Below are 14,747 nucleotides of genomic sequence, written 5' to 3'. Positions count from 1 at the left end.
GGCCGTCCTTTCGGGTCGTCAGGCGCCGCAGGACCTCAGGAACTTGCGGGTACGGACCGCGATGGGCATGGGCTTGTCCGGCTCGCAGGGGTACATGTCCTGCTCGACGATGGCGAACAGGTCCACGTTCAGCTTCTGCGCGGCCTCCAGGACCGGACCCAACTCCGGTACGCCGGCCGGGGGTTCGCACATCACGCCGCGCTGGACGGCGGGGCCGAACGGGATCTCGTTCTTCACCACGTCCGCGAGGATCTCCGGGTCCACCTGCTTGAGGTGCAGATAGCCGATGCGCTCGCCGTAGGTCTCGATCAGCTTGACGCTGTCGCCGCCGCAGTAGGCGTAGTGCCCGGTGTCCAGGCAGAGGTTGACCAGGTCGGAGTCGGTCGAGTCGAGGAAGCGCTCGACATGGGCCTCAGTGTCGATGTGGGTGTCGGCGTGCGGGTGCACGACGATGTCGAGACCGAAGTTCTCCCTCACCTCGTGCCCGAGCCGCTCCATGCCCTTGGTGAGGTGGGCCCACTGCTCGGCGGTGAGCTCCGGCGGCTCCAGGATCTCGGCGGTCTTGTCGTCCCGCCAGAAGGACGGGATGACGACCAGGTGCTTCGCCCCCATGGCCTGGGTGAGCGCGGCGACCTCGCTGACGTGCTGCCAGGTCGACTCCCACACGGAGGGGCCGCGGTGCAGGCCGGTGAAGATCGTGCCCGCGGAGACCTTGAGGTCGCGCTTGGCGATCTCCTCGGTCAGACGCGCCGGGTCGGTCGGCAGGTAGCCGTACGGGCCCAGTTCGATCCAGTCGTAGCCGGCATCGGCGACCTCGTCGAGGAAGCGTTCCCAGGGCACCTGGACGGGGTCGTCGGGGAACCAGACGCCCCAGGAGTCGGGGGCCGAGCCGACCCGGATGCGGTCCAGCGCGGGGGCCATGTCAGGACTTCCCTTCCGAGGAGGCCACGGGTGCGGTGAGGTCTGCCTCTTCGGGGAGTTCCTCGACGTCGACGCCGCGTACCTGGGACAGTTCGTGTTTGAGTGCGGCGAGTTCGGTGCCGCCGGCCATGTGGTTGGTGAGTTCTTCGAGGCTGACGTCGTCGCGGGAGGCGTTGAGTTCCATGGTGCCCAGGCGCAGGACGCTGAAGTGGTCGCCGACCATGTAGGCGTGGTGGGGGTTGTGGGTGATGAAGATGACGCCGAGGCCGCGGTCGCGGGCGGCGGCGATGTACTTCAGGACCACGCCGGACTGTTTGACGCCGAGGGCGGCGGTGGGCTCGTCCAGGATGAGGACGCGGGCGCCGAAGTAGACGGCGCGGGCGATGGCCACGCACTGGCGCTGGCCGCCGGAGAGGGTGCCGATGGGCTGTTCGAGGTCGTCCAGGACGATGCCCATGTTGCGCAGTTCCGCGTCGGCGGTCTTCTTCATCTTCTCGATGTCGAGGCGGCGCACGGGCCAGGGGCCCTTGGTCATCTCGGAGCCGAGGAAGAAGTTGCGCCAGACCGGCATCAGGGGGACGACGGCGAGGTCCTGGTAGACCGTGGCGATGCCCTTGTCGAGGGCTTCGCGGGGGGTGGTGAAGCGTACGGGTGCGTTGTCGACGAGGAATTCGCCCTCGGTGTGCTGGTGCAGCCCCGAGATGATTTTGATGAGGGTCGACTTGCCGGCGCCGTTGTCACCGAGGACACAGGTGACCTGGCTGGGGAAGACCTTCAGGTCGACGCCGTGCAGGGCGCGGATGTTGCCGTACGCCTTGCCCGCGCCCCGCAGTTCGACGATCGGGGCGTCCTTGTCGGGGGCCCTGTCCTGGAGGATGGCGCCGTGGGTGCCGGTTTCTTTGCTGGTCATTCGGGTCACCTCCGGGTCGCCGTGCGCTGGACCCACAGATTGATGAGGACGGCGCCGAGGAGCATCACGCCGAGGAAGGCCTTGAACCAGTCGGGGTTCCAGCCGGCGTAGACGATGCCCTGCTGGACCATGCCGAACATGAAGGCACCGAACACCGGGCCGATCGCCGAGCCGGCACCGCCGGTGAGCAGACAGCCGCCGATGACGGCCGCGGCGATGTAGATGAGCTCCTGGCCCACACCCTCGCCCGACTGCACGGTGTTGAACGAGAACAGCTGGTGCATGCCGACGAACCAGGCGCCGAAGCCGACCAGCATGAACAGCGAGATCTTCGTGAACGTCACCGGCACACCGACGGCGCGGGCGCTGCCCTTGTTGCCGCCGACCGCGAAGATCCAGTTGCCGTACTTGGTACGCAACAGCACCCACGTGGCCAGCGCCGCGAAGACAAGCCACCACACCACGGTGATCTTGACCTGGACGCCGCCGACGTCGAAGGAGGAGGCGAAGACCGACTTGGCCTGCTCGAAGCCGTCCATGTCACTGATGTCGTCGGTGGCGACGTTACCCGTGATCAGCTTGGTCACCGCGAGGTTGACGCCCTGGAGGATCAGGAACGTACCGAGGGTGACCAGGAAGCTCGGCAGCCCGGTCTTGACCAGCAGCCAGCCGTTGAACAGACCCACCGCGAGGGACACGATCAGGGCGACGATCACACCGACCCAGACGTTCATCGTCAGCTGGTAGCTGACCATGCTCGCGGTCAGGGCCGAGGTGATCACCGCGACACCGGCGGAGAGGTCGAACTCGCCGCCGATCATCAGCAGCGCGACCGGCAGAGCCATGATCCCGATGGTCGACGACTGGTACAGGATGTTCGCCATCGAGCTGCCGTCGCGCACGGCCGGGGCCGTGATGAGGAAGAAGACCAGCACTGCGACGGCGCCGAGGAAGACACCGACCTCAGGACGGGCCAGAAGCCGCAGCGCCAGTGGCCGCTGCCGGGTCCGCCCGTCGGATTCCTTGCCGGGGCCGGAGGCCGGCGGTGTGGTCACCGCCGGCTCAGCCTGTCGGGTCATGCTCATCACCGAGTGCCCTTCGCGGCGAACGCGTCGATCTTCTCGACGTTCGTCTTGTCGACGAAGGCCGGACCGGTCAGCACCGGTGCCTCCCCGCCGCCCATGTAGTTGCCGTTGTTCTTGTAGAGCCACAGGGAGTCGATCGCCAGGTAGCCCTGGAGGTAGGGCTGCTGGTCGACGGCGAACTCGATGTCGCCCTTGCTGATCGCTCCGGTCAGTTGCTTGTTCAGGTCGAAGGTGGCGACCTTCGCCTTGCTGCCCGCCTCGTCCACGGACTGAGCGGCCGTCAGCGCGAACGGGGCGCCGAGGGCGACGACGTAGTCGATGTCGCTGTCCGTCTTGAGCTTGGCGGTGATCGTGGACTTCACGGACGGCATGTCCGTGCCGTTGACGTTCAGGGTCTCGGTCGTGCCCTCGAACGTCTTCTTCACTCCGTCACAGCGCTGGGTGAGGCCGATGTTGCCCTGTTCCTGGATGACACACACGGCCTTCTTGGCGCCGGCCTCGTTCAGGCGCTTGCCGAGCGCCTCGCCGGCCACCGTCTCGTCCTGGCCGAAGAACTCCATCAGGCCGAGCTTCTGCCACTCGCTCACACCGGAGTTGAGGCCGACGACCGGGATGTTCGCCTTCGTCGCCTTGCCGACGACGTCCTTCATCGCGTCCGGCTTGGCGAGGGTGATCGCGATGCCGTCGACCTTCTGGTCGATCGCGTTCTGCACCAGGTTGGCCTGGTTGCCCGCGTTGGGGTCGGCGGAGTAGATCAGCTTGATGTTGTCCTTGGCGGCGGCCGCCTCGGCGCCCTTGCGGACGATGTCCCAGAAGGTGTCACCGGGCGACTGGTGGGTCACCAGGGCGACCGTCATGCGGGGAGTGTTCGCCTTGCCCGCGGAGGCGCCCTCTGCGCTCTCGTCGGCCGACTTGCCGCCGGAGCTGCTGGAGCAGCCCGCGAGCGTCAAAGCGGCGGCTGCGGCGACGGCGACCACGGGGGTCAGCCTGCGGGAACGGGAGTAAGAGCGGTCCATCTTTCCTTGCACCTCACTGTGCGACGGGGTGTGCGACGGGGGAAAGGGTCGGGATCACTGGGATCCATGGGCCCGGACCGGTGGGAGAAGTCCGGGTCATGTGCCGTGGAACACGGCGGGTTCGCTGGGACGGGATCCAATCCCTAGATGCGCCCGCTGTCAATACTTTGTTAAGACATCATTTCACACTCAGGTCCGAATGTAAGTACAAACTATTGACAGCGTCGGCCTCCACGACCTACACCTGGGAGGCGGCAGGCCCCTGGGGACCCGCAACCCCTGTTCAGTTCTAGGAGCGTCACGCATGGCCGAGTCAGCCAAGTCCTTCGACTTGATCACGATGGGAAGAATAGGAGTCGACCTCTATCCCTTGCAGTCCGGCCTCCCTTTGACGCGTGTGGAGACGTTCGGCAAGTTCCTCGGCGGCTCGGCCGCGAACGTCGCGGTGGCCGCCGCCCGGCTCGGCCGCACCACCGCGGTGATCACACGCACCGGCGACGACCCCTTCGGCGCCTACCTGCACCAGGCCCTCAGGGACTTCGGTGTCGACGACCGCTGGGTCACGCCCGTCACGGCCTACCCGACGCCGGTGACGTTCTGCGAGATCTTCCCGCCCGACGACTTCCCGCTGTATTTCTACCGGCAGCCTAAGGCGCCTGACCTGGAGATACATTCCGACGAACTGGATCAAGACGCGATCCGCTCGGCCCGCGTCTTCTGGATCACCGGCACCGGACTGAGCGAGGAACCGAGCCGCTCCGCCACCCTCACCGCCCTGAAGTCGCGCGACAAGGCGGGCACCACGGTCTTCGACCTCGACTGGCGCCCGATGTTCTGGTCCGACCCCGACCAGGCCCGCCCGTACTACGCCGAGGCGCTGCGGCACGCGACGGTCGCGGTCGGCAACCTCGACGAGTGCGAGGTCGCCACCGGCGTCCGGGAGCCGCGGGCGTGCGCCGAGGCGCTCCTGGCGGCCGGCGTGGAGCTGGCCGTCGTCAAGCAGGGCCCCAAGGGCGTGCTGGCGGTGCATCGCGACGGCTCCGAGGCCGAGGTGCCGCCGGTGCCGGTCGAGGTGGCCAACGGGCTCGGTGCGGGCGACGCCTTCGGCGGCTCGCTGGTGCACGGGCTGCTGTCCGGCTGGGATCTGACCGAAACCATGCGGTACGCCAACGCCGCCGGCGCCCTCGTCGCCTCCCGCCTCGCCTGTTCCTCCGCGATGCCCACCGAGTCCGAGGTCGAGGGTCTCCTCGCACAGGCGTCATGACGGCCGGCCAAGCCACCCCTGAACGGAGCTTTCCTTGAGCATCAGCATCCCCGACCTCACCGCGGTCAGAGCCCGGCACCCCGAGGCGATCGCGGAGGCCGCCGCACGCCGGGTGCGCCGCCCGCTGCTCGGCGACAGCGGCCGCCTGATGATCGTGGCCGCCGACCACCCGGCCCGGGGCGCACTCGGTGTCGGCGGCCGGCGCCTGGCCATGGCCGACCGGGCCGATCTGCTGGAACGTCTCTGCATAGCGCTGTCCCGGCCCGGCGTCGACGGGGTGCTGGCCACCGCCGACATCCTGGAGGACCTGCTGCTGCTCGGCGTCCTCGGCGACAAGGTTGTCATGGGCTCCATGAACCGAGGTGGGCTGGCCGGAGCGTCCTTCGAGATGGACGACCGCTTCACCGGCCACCGCGCCGAGGACATCGCCCGCCTGCGCTTCGACGCGGGCAAGCTGCTCGTCCGTATCGACTACGACGACCCGGGATCGCTGACCACCCTGGAGTCCACGGCCCGCGCCATCGACGCCATGGCGGCGCTGCGGCTGCCGCTGTTCGTCGAGCCCTTCCTCTCCCGGCGGATCGACGGCAAGGTACGCAACGACCTGTCCGCCGAGGCCGTCACCAAGTCGATCGCCATCGCCTCGGGCCTCGGCGGCACCTCGGCCTACACCTGGCTGAAACTGCCCGTCACCGACGACCCCGACGACATGGCCGAGGTTCTGGAGACGTCCACGCTGCCGGTCGTCCTGCTGGGCGGCGAGGTCGGGGGCTCCGCTGAAGAACAAGCGGCCGCGTACGAGCGCTGGGGCAAGGCGCTCCGGCTCCCCACCGTTCAGGGCATGGTCGTCGGCCGCTCGCTGCTCTACCCGGCCGAGGGCAGTGTGGAGACGGCGGTGGACACGGCCGTCGGCCTGTTGTGACCCGGAGGATCACGATGACGAATCACCTTCCCGCGGGAAAGGCGCTCGGCGGCCCGTACGTCGTGGACGTCACTCCCGAGAAGGCCGGCTGGGGCTACTCCAGCCTTAAGGTCCTGGAGCTGCCGCCCGGCGGCTCGCACACCTTCGACACCGGCGAGAGCGAGTGGATCGTGCTCCCGCTGAACGGCGGCTGCACCGTCGAGGCGACCGACGACTTCGGCCACGACACCTTCCGGCTCACCGGACGTGACAGCGTGTTCGGCGCGGTGAGCGACTTCGCCTATGTGCCGCGGGACGCCCGAGCGATCGTCTCGTCCTCCGAGGGCGGACGGTTCGCGCTGACCGGCGCGCGCTGCTCGCGGCGCCTGCCCGCCCGCTACGGACCGGCGTCGTCGGTGCCGGTGGAGCTGCGCGGCACGGGCAACAGCAGTCGTCAGGTGAACAACTTCGGCGCGGCGGGCGTCTTCGAGTGCGACAAGCTCATCGCCGTCGAGGTGATCACGCCGGGCGGCAACTGGTCGTCCTTCCCGCCGCACAAGCACGACGAGCACCGGCCCGGCGAGGAGTCGGTGCTGGAAGAGATCTACTACTTCGAGTTCGCCGACCACGAGGGCACCCCCGGCCTCGGCTACCAGCGCGTCTCCCCGTCCGGACACGGCCGGAACACCGACGTCCTGGCCGAGGTGCGCGGCGGCGACGTCGTACTGATCCCGGACGGCTGGCACGGGCCCTCGATGGCCGTGCCCGGCCACCACATGTACTACCTCAACGTCATGGCGGGCCCGGAGGCCGAGCGTGCCTGGCTGATCTGCGACCACCCCGACCACGCCTGGATCCGCGGCACCTGGCCGGACCAGCCCGTCGACCCCCGTCTGCCCCTCTACACCGCTCCGTCCCAGTGAGGTCCCCGATGAGCCCATCCACCGTCCGTCTGACCGCCGCCCAGGCGCTGGTGCGGTTCCTGTCCGCCCAGTACACCGAGCGCGACGGCGTACGGCACCGGCTGGTCGCCGGCACCTGGGGCATCTTCGGCCATGGCAATGTGGCCGGCCTCGGCCAGGCCCTCCTCCAGGCGGGCGAGGACGTCATGCCCTACCACCAGGGCCGCAACGAGCAGTCGATGGTGCACGCGGCCGTCGGCTACGCCCGCCAGCTCAACCGGCTCTCCGCGCAGGCGGTGACGACGTCGATCGGCCCCGGCGCGACGAACCTCGTCACCGGTGCCGCCCTGGCCACCATCAACCGCCTGCCCGTCCTCCTCCTCCCGGGCGACTACTTCGCCTCGCACGCCCCCGACCCGCTGCTCCAGCAGCTGGAGCACCCGACCGAGGCGGACGTGTCGGTCAACGACACCCTGCGGCCGGTCTCCCGCTACTTCGACCGGATCACCCGCCCCGAGGCCCTGATCCCGTCCGCCCTCAACGCGATGCGCGTACTCGCCGACCCGGCCGAGACCGGCGCGGTCACGCTGGCCCTCCCCCAGGACGTCCAGGCGGAGGCCTACGACTGGCCGCAGGAGTTCTTCGCCGACCGCGTCTGGTACGTACGGCGTCCCGCGCCCGACCCGGTCGAGCTGGCGGCGGCCGTGGAGGCGATCCGGGCCGCCGAGCGTCCGCTGATCGTCGCGGGCGGCGGTGTCCACCACAGTGAGGCCGAGGCGGCGCTGAAGGCCTTCGTGGAGGCCACCGGCATCCCGGTCTCCTCCACCCAGGCCGGCAAGGGCTCGCTGCGCCACGACCACCCCGCCGACCTCGGCGGCATCGGCCACACCGGCACCTCGGTCAGCGACGACATCGCCCGCGCCGCCGACCTGGTGATCGGCGTGGGCACGAGATACACCGACTTCACCACCGCCTCCGGCACGCTCTTCCAGAAATCGGACGTGCGCTTCCTGAACCTCAACATCACCGGGTTCGACGCCCACAAGCTCGCCGCGCGGACACTGGTCTGCGACGCGCGGGCAGGGCTCACGGCCCTGACGGAGGCGCTTTCCGGCCACCGGGTCGACGCCGCGTACGAGGCCGAGTACGGCGCCGGCAAGGAGCGTTGGGACGCGGTCGTCGAGGCCGCCTACCGCGCCGACGACGAGACGGCCGTACCGACGCAGACCCAGGTGCTGGGCGCGCTGGACGCGGTGGTCGGGGACGACGACGTGGTGATCAACGCGGCCGGTTCGCTCCCGGGCGACCTGCACAAGCTGTGGCGGTCGCGCTCGCCGCGCCAGTACCACCTGGAGTACGGCTACTCCTGCATGGGCTACGAGATCCCGGCCGGGATCGGCATCCAGCAGGCCGCCCCGGACAAGACCGTGTGGTCGCTGGTCGGTGACGGCACCTATCTGATGATGCCGACCGAGATCGTCACGGCGGTCCAGGAGGGCCTGCCGGTCAACATCGTCCTCATCCAGAACCACGGTTACGCCTCGATCGGCGGGCTGTCGGCCGAGACCGGCGGCGAGCGCTTCGGCACCGACTACCGCTACCGCGCCGCCGACGGCACCTTCAGCGGCGCCCCGCTCCCGGTGGACCTCGCCGCCAACGCGGCCAGCCTCGGCATGGACGTCCTGCGCGCCAAGACGGTGGGCGAGCTGCGCGAGGCACTGGCAACGGCCCGCGCCTCCGACCGGCCGACCTGCGTGTACGTCGAGACGGACATCCTGAACCCCACCTCGCCGGGCCCCGAGGCCTGGTGGGACGTGCCCGTGGCCGAGGTCGCCGACCGCGAGGCCGCCGTAGAGGCCCGTGAACGCTACGACCAGCATGTCGCCGGACGCCGCCGCCACCTCTGAACTTCCCCTTACGAAAGGCACTTTCGCACCATGAAGACCATCACCCACTGGATCGACGGCAAGCCGGTCGAGGGCACCTCCGGCCGCTTCAGCCCCGTCTACGACCCGGCCACCGGGGCCCAGGAGAAGCAGGTCGCCTTCGCGACCGTCGACGAGGTGGACGCCGCCGTCGCCTCCGCCAAGACCGCGTTCGAGAGCTGGGGCCAGTCCTCCCTGGCCAAGCGCACGGCGATCCTGTTCAAGTACCGCGAGCTGCTCGACGCCCACCGCGACGAGATCGCCGAGCTGATCACCGCCGAGCACGGCAAGGTGCACTCCGACGCGCTCGGCGAGGTCGCGCGCGGCATGGAGATCGTCGAGCTCGCGTGCGGGATCAGCGTGCAGCTGAAGGGCGAGCTGTCGACGCAGGTGTCGACCCGGGTGGACGTGGCCTCCATCCGGCAGCCGCTGGGCGTGGTCGCCGGCATCACGCCGTTCAACTTCCCGGCCATGGTGCCGATGTGGATGTTCCCGCTGGCCATCGCATGCGGCAACACCTTCGTGCTCAAGCCGAGCGAGAAGGACCCGTCGGCGTCGTACCGGCTGGCCGAGCTGGCCTCCGAGGCGGGGCTGCCGGAGGGTGTGCTGAACGTCGTGCAGGGCGACAAGGTGGCCGTGGACCGGCTCCTTGAGCACCCCGACATCGAGGCGGTGTCCTTCGTCGGCTCGACGCCGATCGCAAAGTACATCCAGCTCAAGGGAGTTGAGCACGGCAAGCGTGTGCAGGCGCTCGGCGGCGCCAAGAACCACATGCTGGTCCTGCCGGACGCCGACCTGGACTTCGCCGCCGACCAGGCGATCAACGCCGCGTACGGCTCGGCGGGCGAGCGCTGCATGGCCGTATCGGTCGTGGTCGCGGTCGGCGACACGGGCGACGAGCTGGTCGGCAAGATCGCCGAGCGGGCGAAGAACCTGAAGATCGGCCCCGGCAACGACCCGGCGTCCGAGATGGGCCCGCTGATCACGCGCGAGCACCGCGACAAGGTGGCGTCCTACGTGGCGTCCGCCGCCGAGCAGGGCGCCGACGTCGTCGTCGACGGCACCGGCTACTCGATCGAGGGCCACGAGGACGGCTTCTTCCTGGGCGTCTCCCTGCTGGACCGGGTGCCGCTGACGGCGGACGCGTACCGGGACGAGATCTTCGGCCCCGTCCTGGCCGTGGTGCGTGCGGAGACGTACGAAGAGGCCATCAAGCTGATCAACGACTCCCGCTGGGGCAACGGCACCGCGATCTTCACCCGGGACGGCGGCGCCGCCCGCCGCTTCCAGCTGGAGGTGAAGGCGGGCATGGTCGGCGTGAACGTACCGATCCCCGTGCCCGTCGGCTACCACTCCTTCGGTGGCTGGAAGGACTCGCTCTTCGGCGATCTGCACATCTACGGCAACGACGGCATCGCCTTCTACACCCAGGGGAAGGTGATCACCACCCGCTGGCCGGACCCGTCCGACGGCGGTATCAACCTCGGTTTCCCCAGCAACTCCTGACACCCGACCGGGAGGTCGTCCCATGGCGAAGACCCGCGGCTCCGCCCGTGCCGCGTCCGCCTCCGCGCTGGACGCGCTGGACTTCGCCCTGGACCGGGGCAGTCCCGTGCCGCTGTACTACCAGCTCGCCCAGCAGCTGGAGGCGGCGATCGAACACGGGGCCCTCGCCCCGGGCAACCTCCTGGGCAACGAGGTCGACCTGTCGGTGCGACTGGGCCTGTCCCGGCCCACCGTCCGGCAGGCGATCCAGTCGCTCGTCGACAAGGGGCTGCTGGTCCGGCGGCGCGGGGTGGGCACCCAGGTGGTGCACAGCCAGGTGAAGCGCCCGCTGGAGCTCAGCAGCCTCTACGACGACCTGGAGGCGGCGGGGCAGGGCCCGACCACGCAGGTCGTCCGCAACGAGCGCGTCCCGGCGGCCGCCGACGTCGCGGCCGCGCTCGGCATCGCGGAGGGCGCGGAGGTCACGTTCCTGGAGCGGCTGCGCTGCACGCACGGCCAGCCGGTCGCGATCCTCTGCAACTACCTGCCCGCGAGCCTGCTCGACCTCGACACGGCCCGGCTGGAGTCGACCGGCCTGTACCGGATGATGAGGGCCGTCGGCATCACCCTGCACAGCGCCCGGCAGACCATCGGTGCGCGCAGCGCCACCGCCGAGGAGGCCGAGCGGCTCGACGAGAAGGAGGGCGCCGCGCTGCTGACCATGCAGCGCACGGCGTACGACGACACGGGCCGGCCGGTCGAGTACGGGAAGCACATCTACCGTGCGTCCCGGTACGCCTTCGACTTCCAGCTGCTGGTCAGGTCTTGAGGCTCGCGGTGAACGGCGTGACGGGCCGCTCCAGGCGCTCGCCGTCCAGGGTGATCTCCACCGCCTCGTTGTAGAAGGCCACGAGCCCCTGGACCTGGGCCACCGCGGCCAGCGGCTCGGCGTAGCTCCAGACGACGTTCCGCGGCACCTCCCCCTCGCCGCGCCAGTTCCAGTACTGGGCCCTGCCCTTGTACGGGCACCCGGTGTGGTGGTCGGTGGGCTCGAAGAGATCGAGCCGGACGTCCTCGCGGGGCATGTAGTACCGGGTAGGCAGCCCGGTCTCGAACAGCAGCACCGGGCGGTGCGTGTCCGCGACGACCGTGCCGCCGATCTCGACCTGGACATGACGGCTGCTGGGCATGGCGTCCACCCGTTTGTGCGGGTCGCGCGGGTGGATGAAGATCTCTTCCTCCTCCTCGTACCAGTGGTCGAGGCCGCTCCCCCACCGCCAGAACCACTCGAAGGCGATGTGCCCGGCGAGGTCGACGGCGGGGAAGGTCCACGCCGCGTTCTCCACCGGCTCGCCGTCGGTTTCGAGGTCGTAGAAGATCTGCGACCCGGTGTGCTTGCCCGGCGTCGGGTTCTTGGCCGGGCGGAGGAGGTCCGTGCGGACCTCCTCGCGCGGGAACGCGTAGCACGGGACGGGGAGATCGGGTTCCCAGACCAGGAGCGGGTGCCGGCTGTCGACGACGGTGACGTCGCCCTTGAGGCCGCGCACCCAGCGCTCGCTGGGCTCCCAGAGGAGGCCTTCCGGGGTCGTACGGACGGACCGTTCGTTGGGGAACAGAGGCATGGCCCACTCTCCTTCGGCTCCTCTTCGGAGCGTACTCCCGGTGCCGTCAGTGGACCGCGTCGAGCCGGGCCCGCTGGTCGGCGGTCAGCTCCAGGTCCACGGCGGCCAGGCTCTCCTCCAGCTGGGCCACGGAGGACGCCCCGACGAGCGGGATGATCGGCAGCTCGGCGCCGAGCTGCCAGGCCAGGACGACCTGGTTGACGGTGGCGCCGGTCTGCTGGGCGACCTCGCGCAGGACCTTCAGGCGGGGCGGGGTGCCAGGGTGGTCGAAGTCGGCGGGCAGCGCCACGTCCGGGCGGGTGTAGGCGCCCTTCAGCAGCGGCGAGTAGGCGACCAGGGTCAAGGCGGGTTCGGCGCGCAGATAGCTCAGCAGCTCCGGGCCCGCGTGGCCGAGGCTGCCGTCGGGGAACAGGCCCTCGGGGACGTCGAAGCGGGGCCGCAGATGGCTGTGGGCGTACTGCAGCACCTCGTAGCCGGGCAGTCCGGCCTCCACGGCGAGCGCGCGGGCCCGCTCGACGCGCCAGATGGCGTGGTTGCTGACGCCGAGGAGGCCGACGGTGCCCTCGGAGACCAGTTCGGCGAACCCCTCGACGGTCTCCGGCAGAGGGACCCTGTGGTCCTCGATGTGTGCGTAGAGCAGATCCAGCTTCGCCACGCCCAGCCGGTCGCGGCTGCGCTCCGCGGACTCGCGGATGACCTTGGCCGACAGGCCCTCGGCGTTGTCGACGTATCCGGTGCCGGGGGCCAGCGGGCGGGCGCCGAGCTTGGTGGCGATGACGATCTCGTCGCCGACGCCACGGCTGCGGCGCCACCGGCCGAGCAGTTCCTCGCTCTGTCCGCCCTGGCCTGCGTCCTCCCAGAAGGCGTAGTTGTCGGACGTGTCGATGAAGGTCCCGCCGGCCTCTGCATAGCGGTCGAGTACGGCGAAGGAGGTCTCCTCGTCGGTCCGTGAGCCGAACAGCATCGCGCCGAGGGCGAGGACGCTGACCTCGCGGCGGGTGTTCGGGGCGGTGCCGATGGTGCGGTACTTCATGGATTGATCCCTCCCGTTCGCACGCCCGTCTTCGGGGCACGAACGGGAGTGTTCATCTTGAAGCGCACTTCAAGTCAAGGGCGTGGGGCGTCATTTGGCGAACGGGCCGTCCAGTGCCGCCCACTGCAGCAGCATGATGGTCTTGGCGTCGTTGATCTCCCCGGTGCGGATCATCTCCAGGGCCCGGCGGAAGGGCAGTTCGAGGATCTCGATGTCCTCGCCCTCCTCGTCCAGGCCGCCACCTTCGTGGGTGTGGGTCGAGGGCCCGTAGGCGGCGGCGTAGAAGCTGACGCGTTCGGTGACCGAGCCCGGGCTCATATAGACGTCGAAGACATGCTGGACGGCGCCGATGGTGTGCCCGGTCTCCTCCACCACCTCGCGCCGCACGGCGATCTCCGGGTGCTCGTCATCGTCGTCGAGCAGCCCGCCCGGTGTCTCGACGAGCATGCCGTCGGGGTGGCCGTTGACGTACACCGGGAAGCGGAACTGGCGGGTGAGCAGGACGGTTTCGCGTTCGGCGTCGTAGAGCAGCATGGTCGCGCCGTTGCCGCGGTCGTGCGTCTCGCGCTGCTGGGTGGTCCAGGTGCCGTCGGCGTGCTGGAATTCGAAGGTGGTGGCGCGCTCGACGTACCAGTGGCTGGACAGCAGCTGTACGTCCCGCACCTTGACGCGGGGATTGCCGGTCAGCTCCCGGCCCGCCTGGTCGAGTCCGGTGCGGCCGCGGCGGTCGGGGGTGTCGATGCCGGCGGTCATCGGGCACCGGCCGTGGGGATGAGCGAGTTGGTCATGGGCTGCTTCTACCATCCGGGCGCGGTGTGCGTTGCGCCGACGGTTGTGAGCGATGCCGTGCATTTCGGCCGCTCGGCCGGCGAAGAGCGCGGAAACGATCAAGGGTCTCGACCCACAGAAGGTGGAATCGAGACCCCGATGTGTGATGACAGTTCATCGAACCGTCGGGACGACAGGATTTGAACCTGCGACCCCTTGACCCCCAGTCAAGTGCGCTACCAAGCTGCGCCACGTCCCGGTGCGTATCGCGCGGAATACCGCGTGATCGCGCGAACAGCACTTTACCCCATGTCGACGACCGCACCGAAGCGGGCCTCCGGCGCGAGGCCGGCCGATGGACAATCGGGGGTATGGGAAGCACACCGTCAGGACGGCAGGCGACCGCGCGGGACCGGGATCACGAGGGGCGGGCGCGTAACGCGCGGCCCCGGGACGGTCTCGGCCGGCCCCTGCCCTACGGCGCGGACGGCGTCGCCCGCCAGCCCGAGGGCGTCGTACGCCCACCGGAGCAGAGCGTCGCGGAGGCGCAGGAACTGCTCGACGCGGGGAAACCGTTCCATGCGCACGAGGTCTTCGAGGACGCGTGGAAGTCGGGGCCGGAGGAGGAACGGGCCCTGTGGCGCGGGCTGGCCCAGCTCGCGGTGGGGCTCACCCACTCGGCCCGGGGAAATGTGACCGGCGGGGCGAGGCTGCTGCGGCGGGGGGCCGGGGCCGTGGAGACATGGGCGGCCGGTGGTGGGGGGCGGCCGTACGGGATGGATCTCGCTGGGCTGGTCGCGTGGGCTCGGGAGCTCGCGGGGGTCGTGGAAGAGGGGGACGCCGTGGTGGACGCCCGGGAGTGGGCGCCTCGGTTGCGGGGGCGGACATAGCGGGCGGTCAGCGGCCGAGTGGACG

The 14,747-nt window shown here is 69.8% G+C and carries 14 protein-coding genes and 1 tRNA gene; 7 read left to right on the top strand and 8 right to left on the bottom strand.

The features are described from left to right. Positions 1 to 18 precede the first annotated feature (18 nt). The 4 genes from ACFQ6S_RS01665 to ACFQ6S_RS01650 are packed head-to-tail and all read right to left on the bottom strand — an operon-like array spanning position 19 to position 3,932. On the bottom strand, positions 19 to 921 hold the full coding sequence (locus ACFQ6S_RS01665; protein ID WP_383401858.1) for a sugar phosphate isomerase/epimerase family protein: 903 nt from the start codon (positions 919 to 921) through the stop codon (positions 19 to 21). Between the two features lies 1 nt (position 922). Continuing rightward, positions 923 to 1,831: an ATP-binding cassette domain-containing protein gene (locus ACFQ6S_RS01660; protein ID WP_383401855.1), complete on the bottom strand. Its 909-nt coding sequence runs from the start codon at positions 1,829 to 1,831 to the stop codon at positions 923 to 925. Positions 1,832 to 1,836: 5 nt separating this feature from the next. Then, positions 1,837 to 2,916 carry an ABC transporter permease gene (locus ACFQ6S_RS01655; protein ID WP_383401852.1) on the bottom strand — a complete coding sequence of 360 codons (1,080 nt, stop codon included), beginning with the start codon at positions 2,914 to 2,916 and terminating at the stop codon, positions 1,837 to 1,839. After that, positions 2,916 to 3,932, bottom strand: coding sequence for a sugar ABC transporter substrate-binding protein (locus tag ACFQ6S_RS01650; RefSeq protein WP_383401849.1), 1,017 nt, complete (start codon positions 3,930 to 3,932; stop codon positions 2,916 to 2,918). Before ACFQ6S_RS01650 ends, ACFQ6S_RS01655 begins: the two co-directional genes overlap by 1 nt. Positions 3,933 to 4,236: 304 nt before the next feature. On the opposite strand from ACFQ6S_RS01650, the gene iolC reads away from it, so the two are divergent. From iolC to ACFQ6S_RS01620, 6 genes are read left to right on the top strand one after another with little or no spacing between them, the layout of a single operon-like run. Next, positions 4,237 to 5,196 carry a 5-dehydro-2-deoxygluconokinase gene (iolC, locus tag ACFQ6S_RS01645; RefSeq protein ID WP_383401846.1) on the top strand — a complete coding sequence of 320 codons (960 nt, stop codon included), beginning with the start codon at positions 4,237 to 4,239 and terminating at the stop codon, positions 5,194 to 5,196. Positions 5,197 to 5,230: 34 nt separating this feature from the next. Further along, positions 5,231 to 6,118 carry a deoxyribose-phosphate aldolase gene (locus ACFQ6S_RS01640; RefSeq protein WP_383401843.1) on the top strand — a complete coding sequence of 296 codons (888 nt, stop codon included), beginning with the start codon at positions 5,231 to 5,233 and terminating at the stop codon, positions 6,116 to 6,118. Positions 6,119 to 6,132: 14 nt separating this feature from the next. Beyond that, positions 6,133 to 7,020: a 5-deoxy-glucuronate isomerase gene (iolB, locus tag ACFQ6S_RS01635; protein WP_383401840.1), complete on the top strand. Its 888-nt coding sequence runs from the start codon at positions 6,133 to 6,135 to the stop codon at positions 7,018 to 7,020. Positions 7,021 to 7,028: 8 nt separating this feature from the next. Further along, positions 7,029 to 8,906 (top strand): 3D-(3,5/4)-trihydroxycyclohexane-1,2-dione acylhydrolase (decyclizing), encoded by a 1,878-nt coding sequence (gene iolD / locus ACFQ6S_RS01630; protein ID WP_383401837.1) that lies wholly within the window; start codon positions 7,029 to 7,031, stop codon positions 8,904 to 8,906. A 30-nt stretch (positions 8,907 to 8,936) separates the two neighbouring features. Continuing rightward, a complete protein-coding gene (locus ACFQ6S_RS01625; protein WP_383401835.1) occupies positions 8,937 to 10,430 on the top strand; it encodes a CoA-acylating methylmalonate-semialdehyde dehydrogenase in 1,494 nt (497 codons plus the stop codon). Positions 10,431 to 10,452: 22 nt separating this feature from the next. After that, the gene (locus ACFQ6S_RS01620) at positions 10,453 to 11,238 is read left to right on the top strand and encodes a GntR family transcriptional regulator (protein ID WP_383401832.1); all 786 of its coding nucleotides are present in this window, start codon (positions 10,453 to 10,455) and stop codon (positions 11,236 to 11,238) included. On the opposite strand, the gene ACFQ6S_RS01615 is transcribed toward ACFQ6S_RS01620, so the two are convergent. The 4 genes from ACFQ6S_RS01615 to ACFQ6S_RS01600 all read right to left on the bottom strand — a co-directional run bounded on the left by ACFQ6S_RS01615 (position 11,228) and on the right by ACFQ6S_RS01600 (position 14,091). Beyond that, entirely contained in the window at positions 11,228 to 12,031 is an 804-nt protein-coding gene (locus ACFQ6S_RS01615) for a DUF427 domain-containing protein (protein ID WP_383401829.1), read from the bottom strand. The two genes, ACFQ6S_RS01620 and ACFQ6S_RS01615, sit on opposite strands and share 11 nt — an antisense overlap. A 46-nt stretch (positions 12,032 to 12,077) precedes the next feature. After that, positions 12,078 to 13,064 (bottom strand): aldo/keto reductase, encoded by a 987-nt coding sequence (locus tag ACFQ6S_RS01610; RefSeq protein ID WP_383401825.1) that lies wholly within the window; start codon positions 13,062 to 13,064, stop codon positions 12,078 to 12,080. Positions 13,065 to 13,154: 90 nt separating this feature from the next. Further along, a complete protein-coding gene (locus ACFQ6S_RS01605) occupies positions 13,155 to 13,817 on the bottom strand; it encodes an NUDIX domain-containing protein (RefSeq protein WP_383401822.1) in 663 nt (220 codons plus the stop codon). A gap of 200 nt (positions 13,818 to 14,017) precedes the next feature. Beyond that, positions 14,018 to 14,091: transfer RNA gene (locus tag ACFQ6S_RS01600), tRNA-Pro, on the bottom strand. Positions 14,092 to 14,203: 112 nt separating this feature from the next. On the opposite strand from ACFQ6S_RS01600, the gene ACFQ6S_RS01595 reads away from it, so the two are divergent. Then, positions 14,204 to 14,722: a DUF309 domain-containing protein gene (locus ACFQ6S_RS01595; protein ID WP_383401819.1), complete on the top strand. Its 519-nt coding sequence runs from the start codon at positions 14,204 to 14,206 to the stop codon at positions 14,720 to 14,722. The last annotated feature ends 25 nt before the right edge of the window (positions 14,723 to 14,747 follow it).

The sequence above is a fragment of the Streptomyces sp. NPDC056479 genome, from assembly GCF_042795335.1.
In the GTDB taxonomy this organism is placed as follows: Bacteria; Actinomycetota; Actinomycetes; order Streptomycetales; family Streptomycetaceae; genus Streptomyces.
The sequence above is the reverse complement of the archived record's forward strand: the minus strand, read 5'-3'. Positions and strand labels throughout refer to the sequence as shown.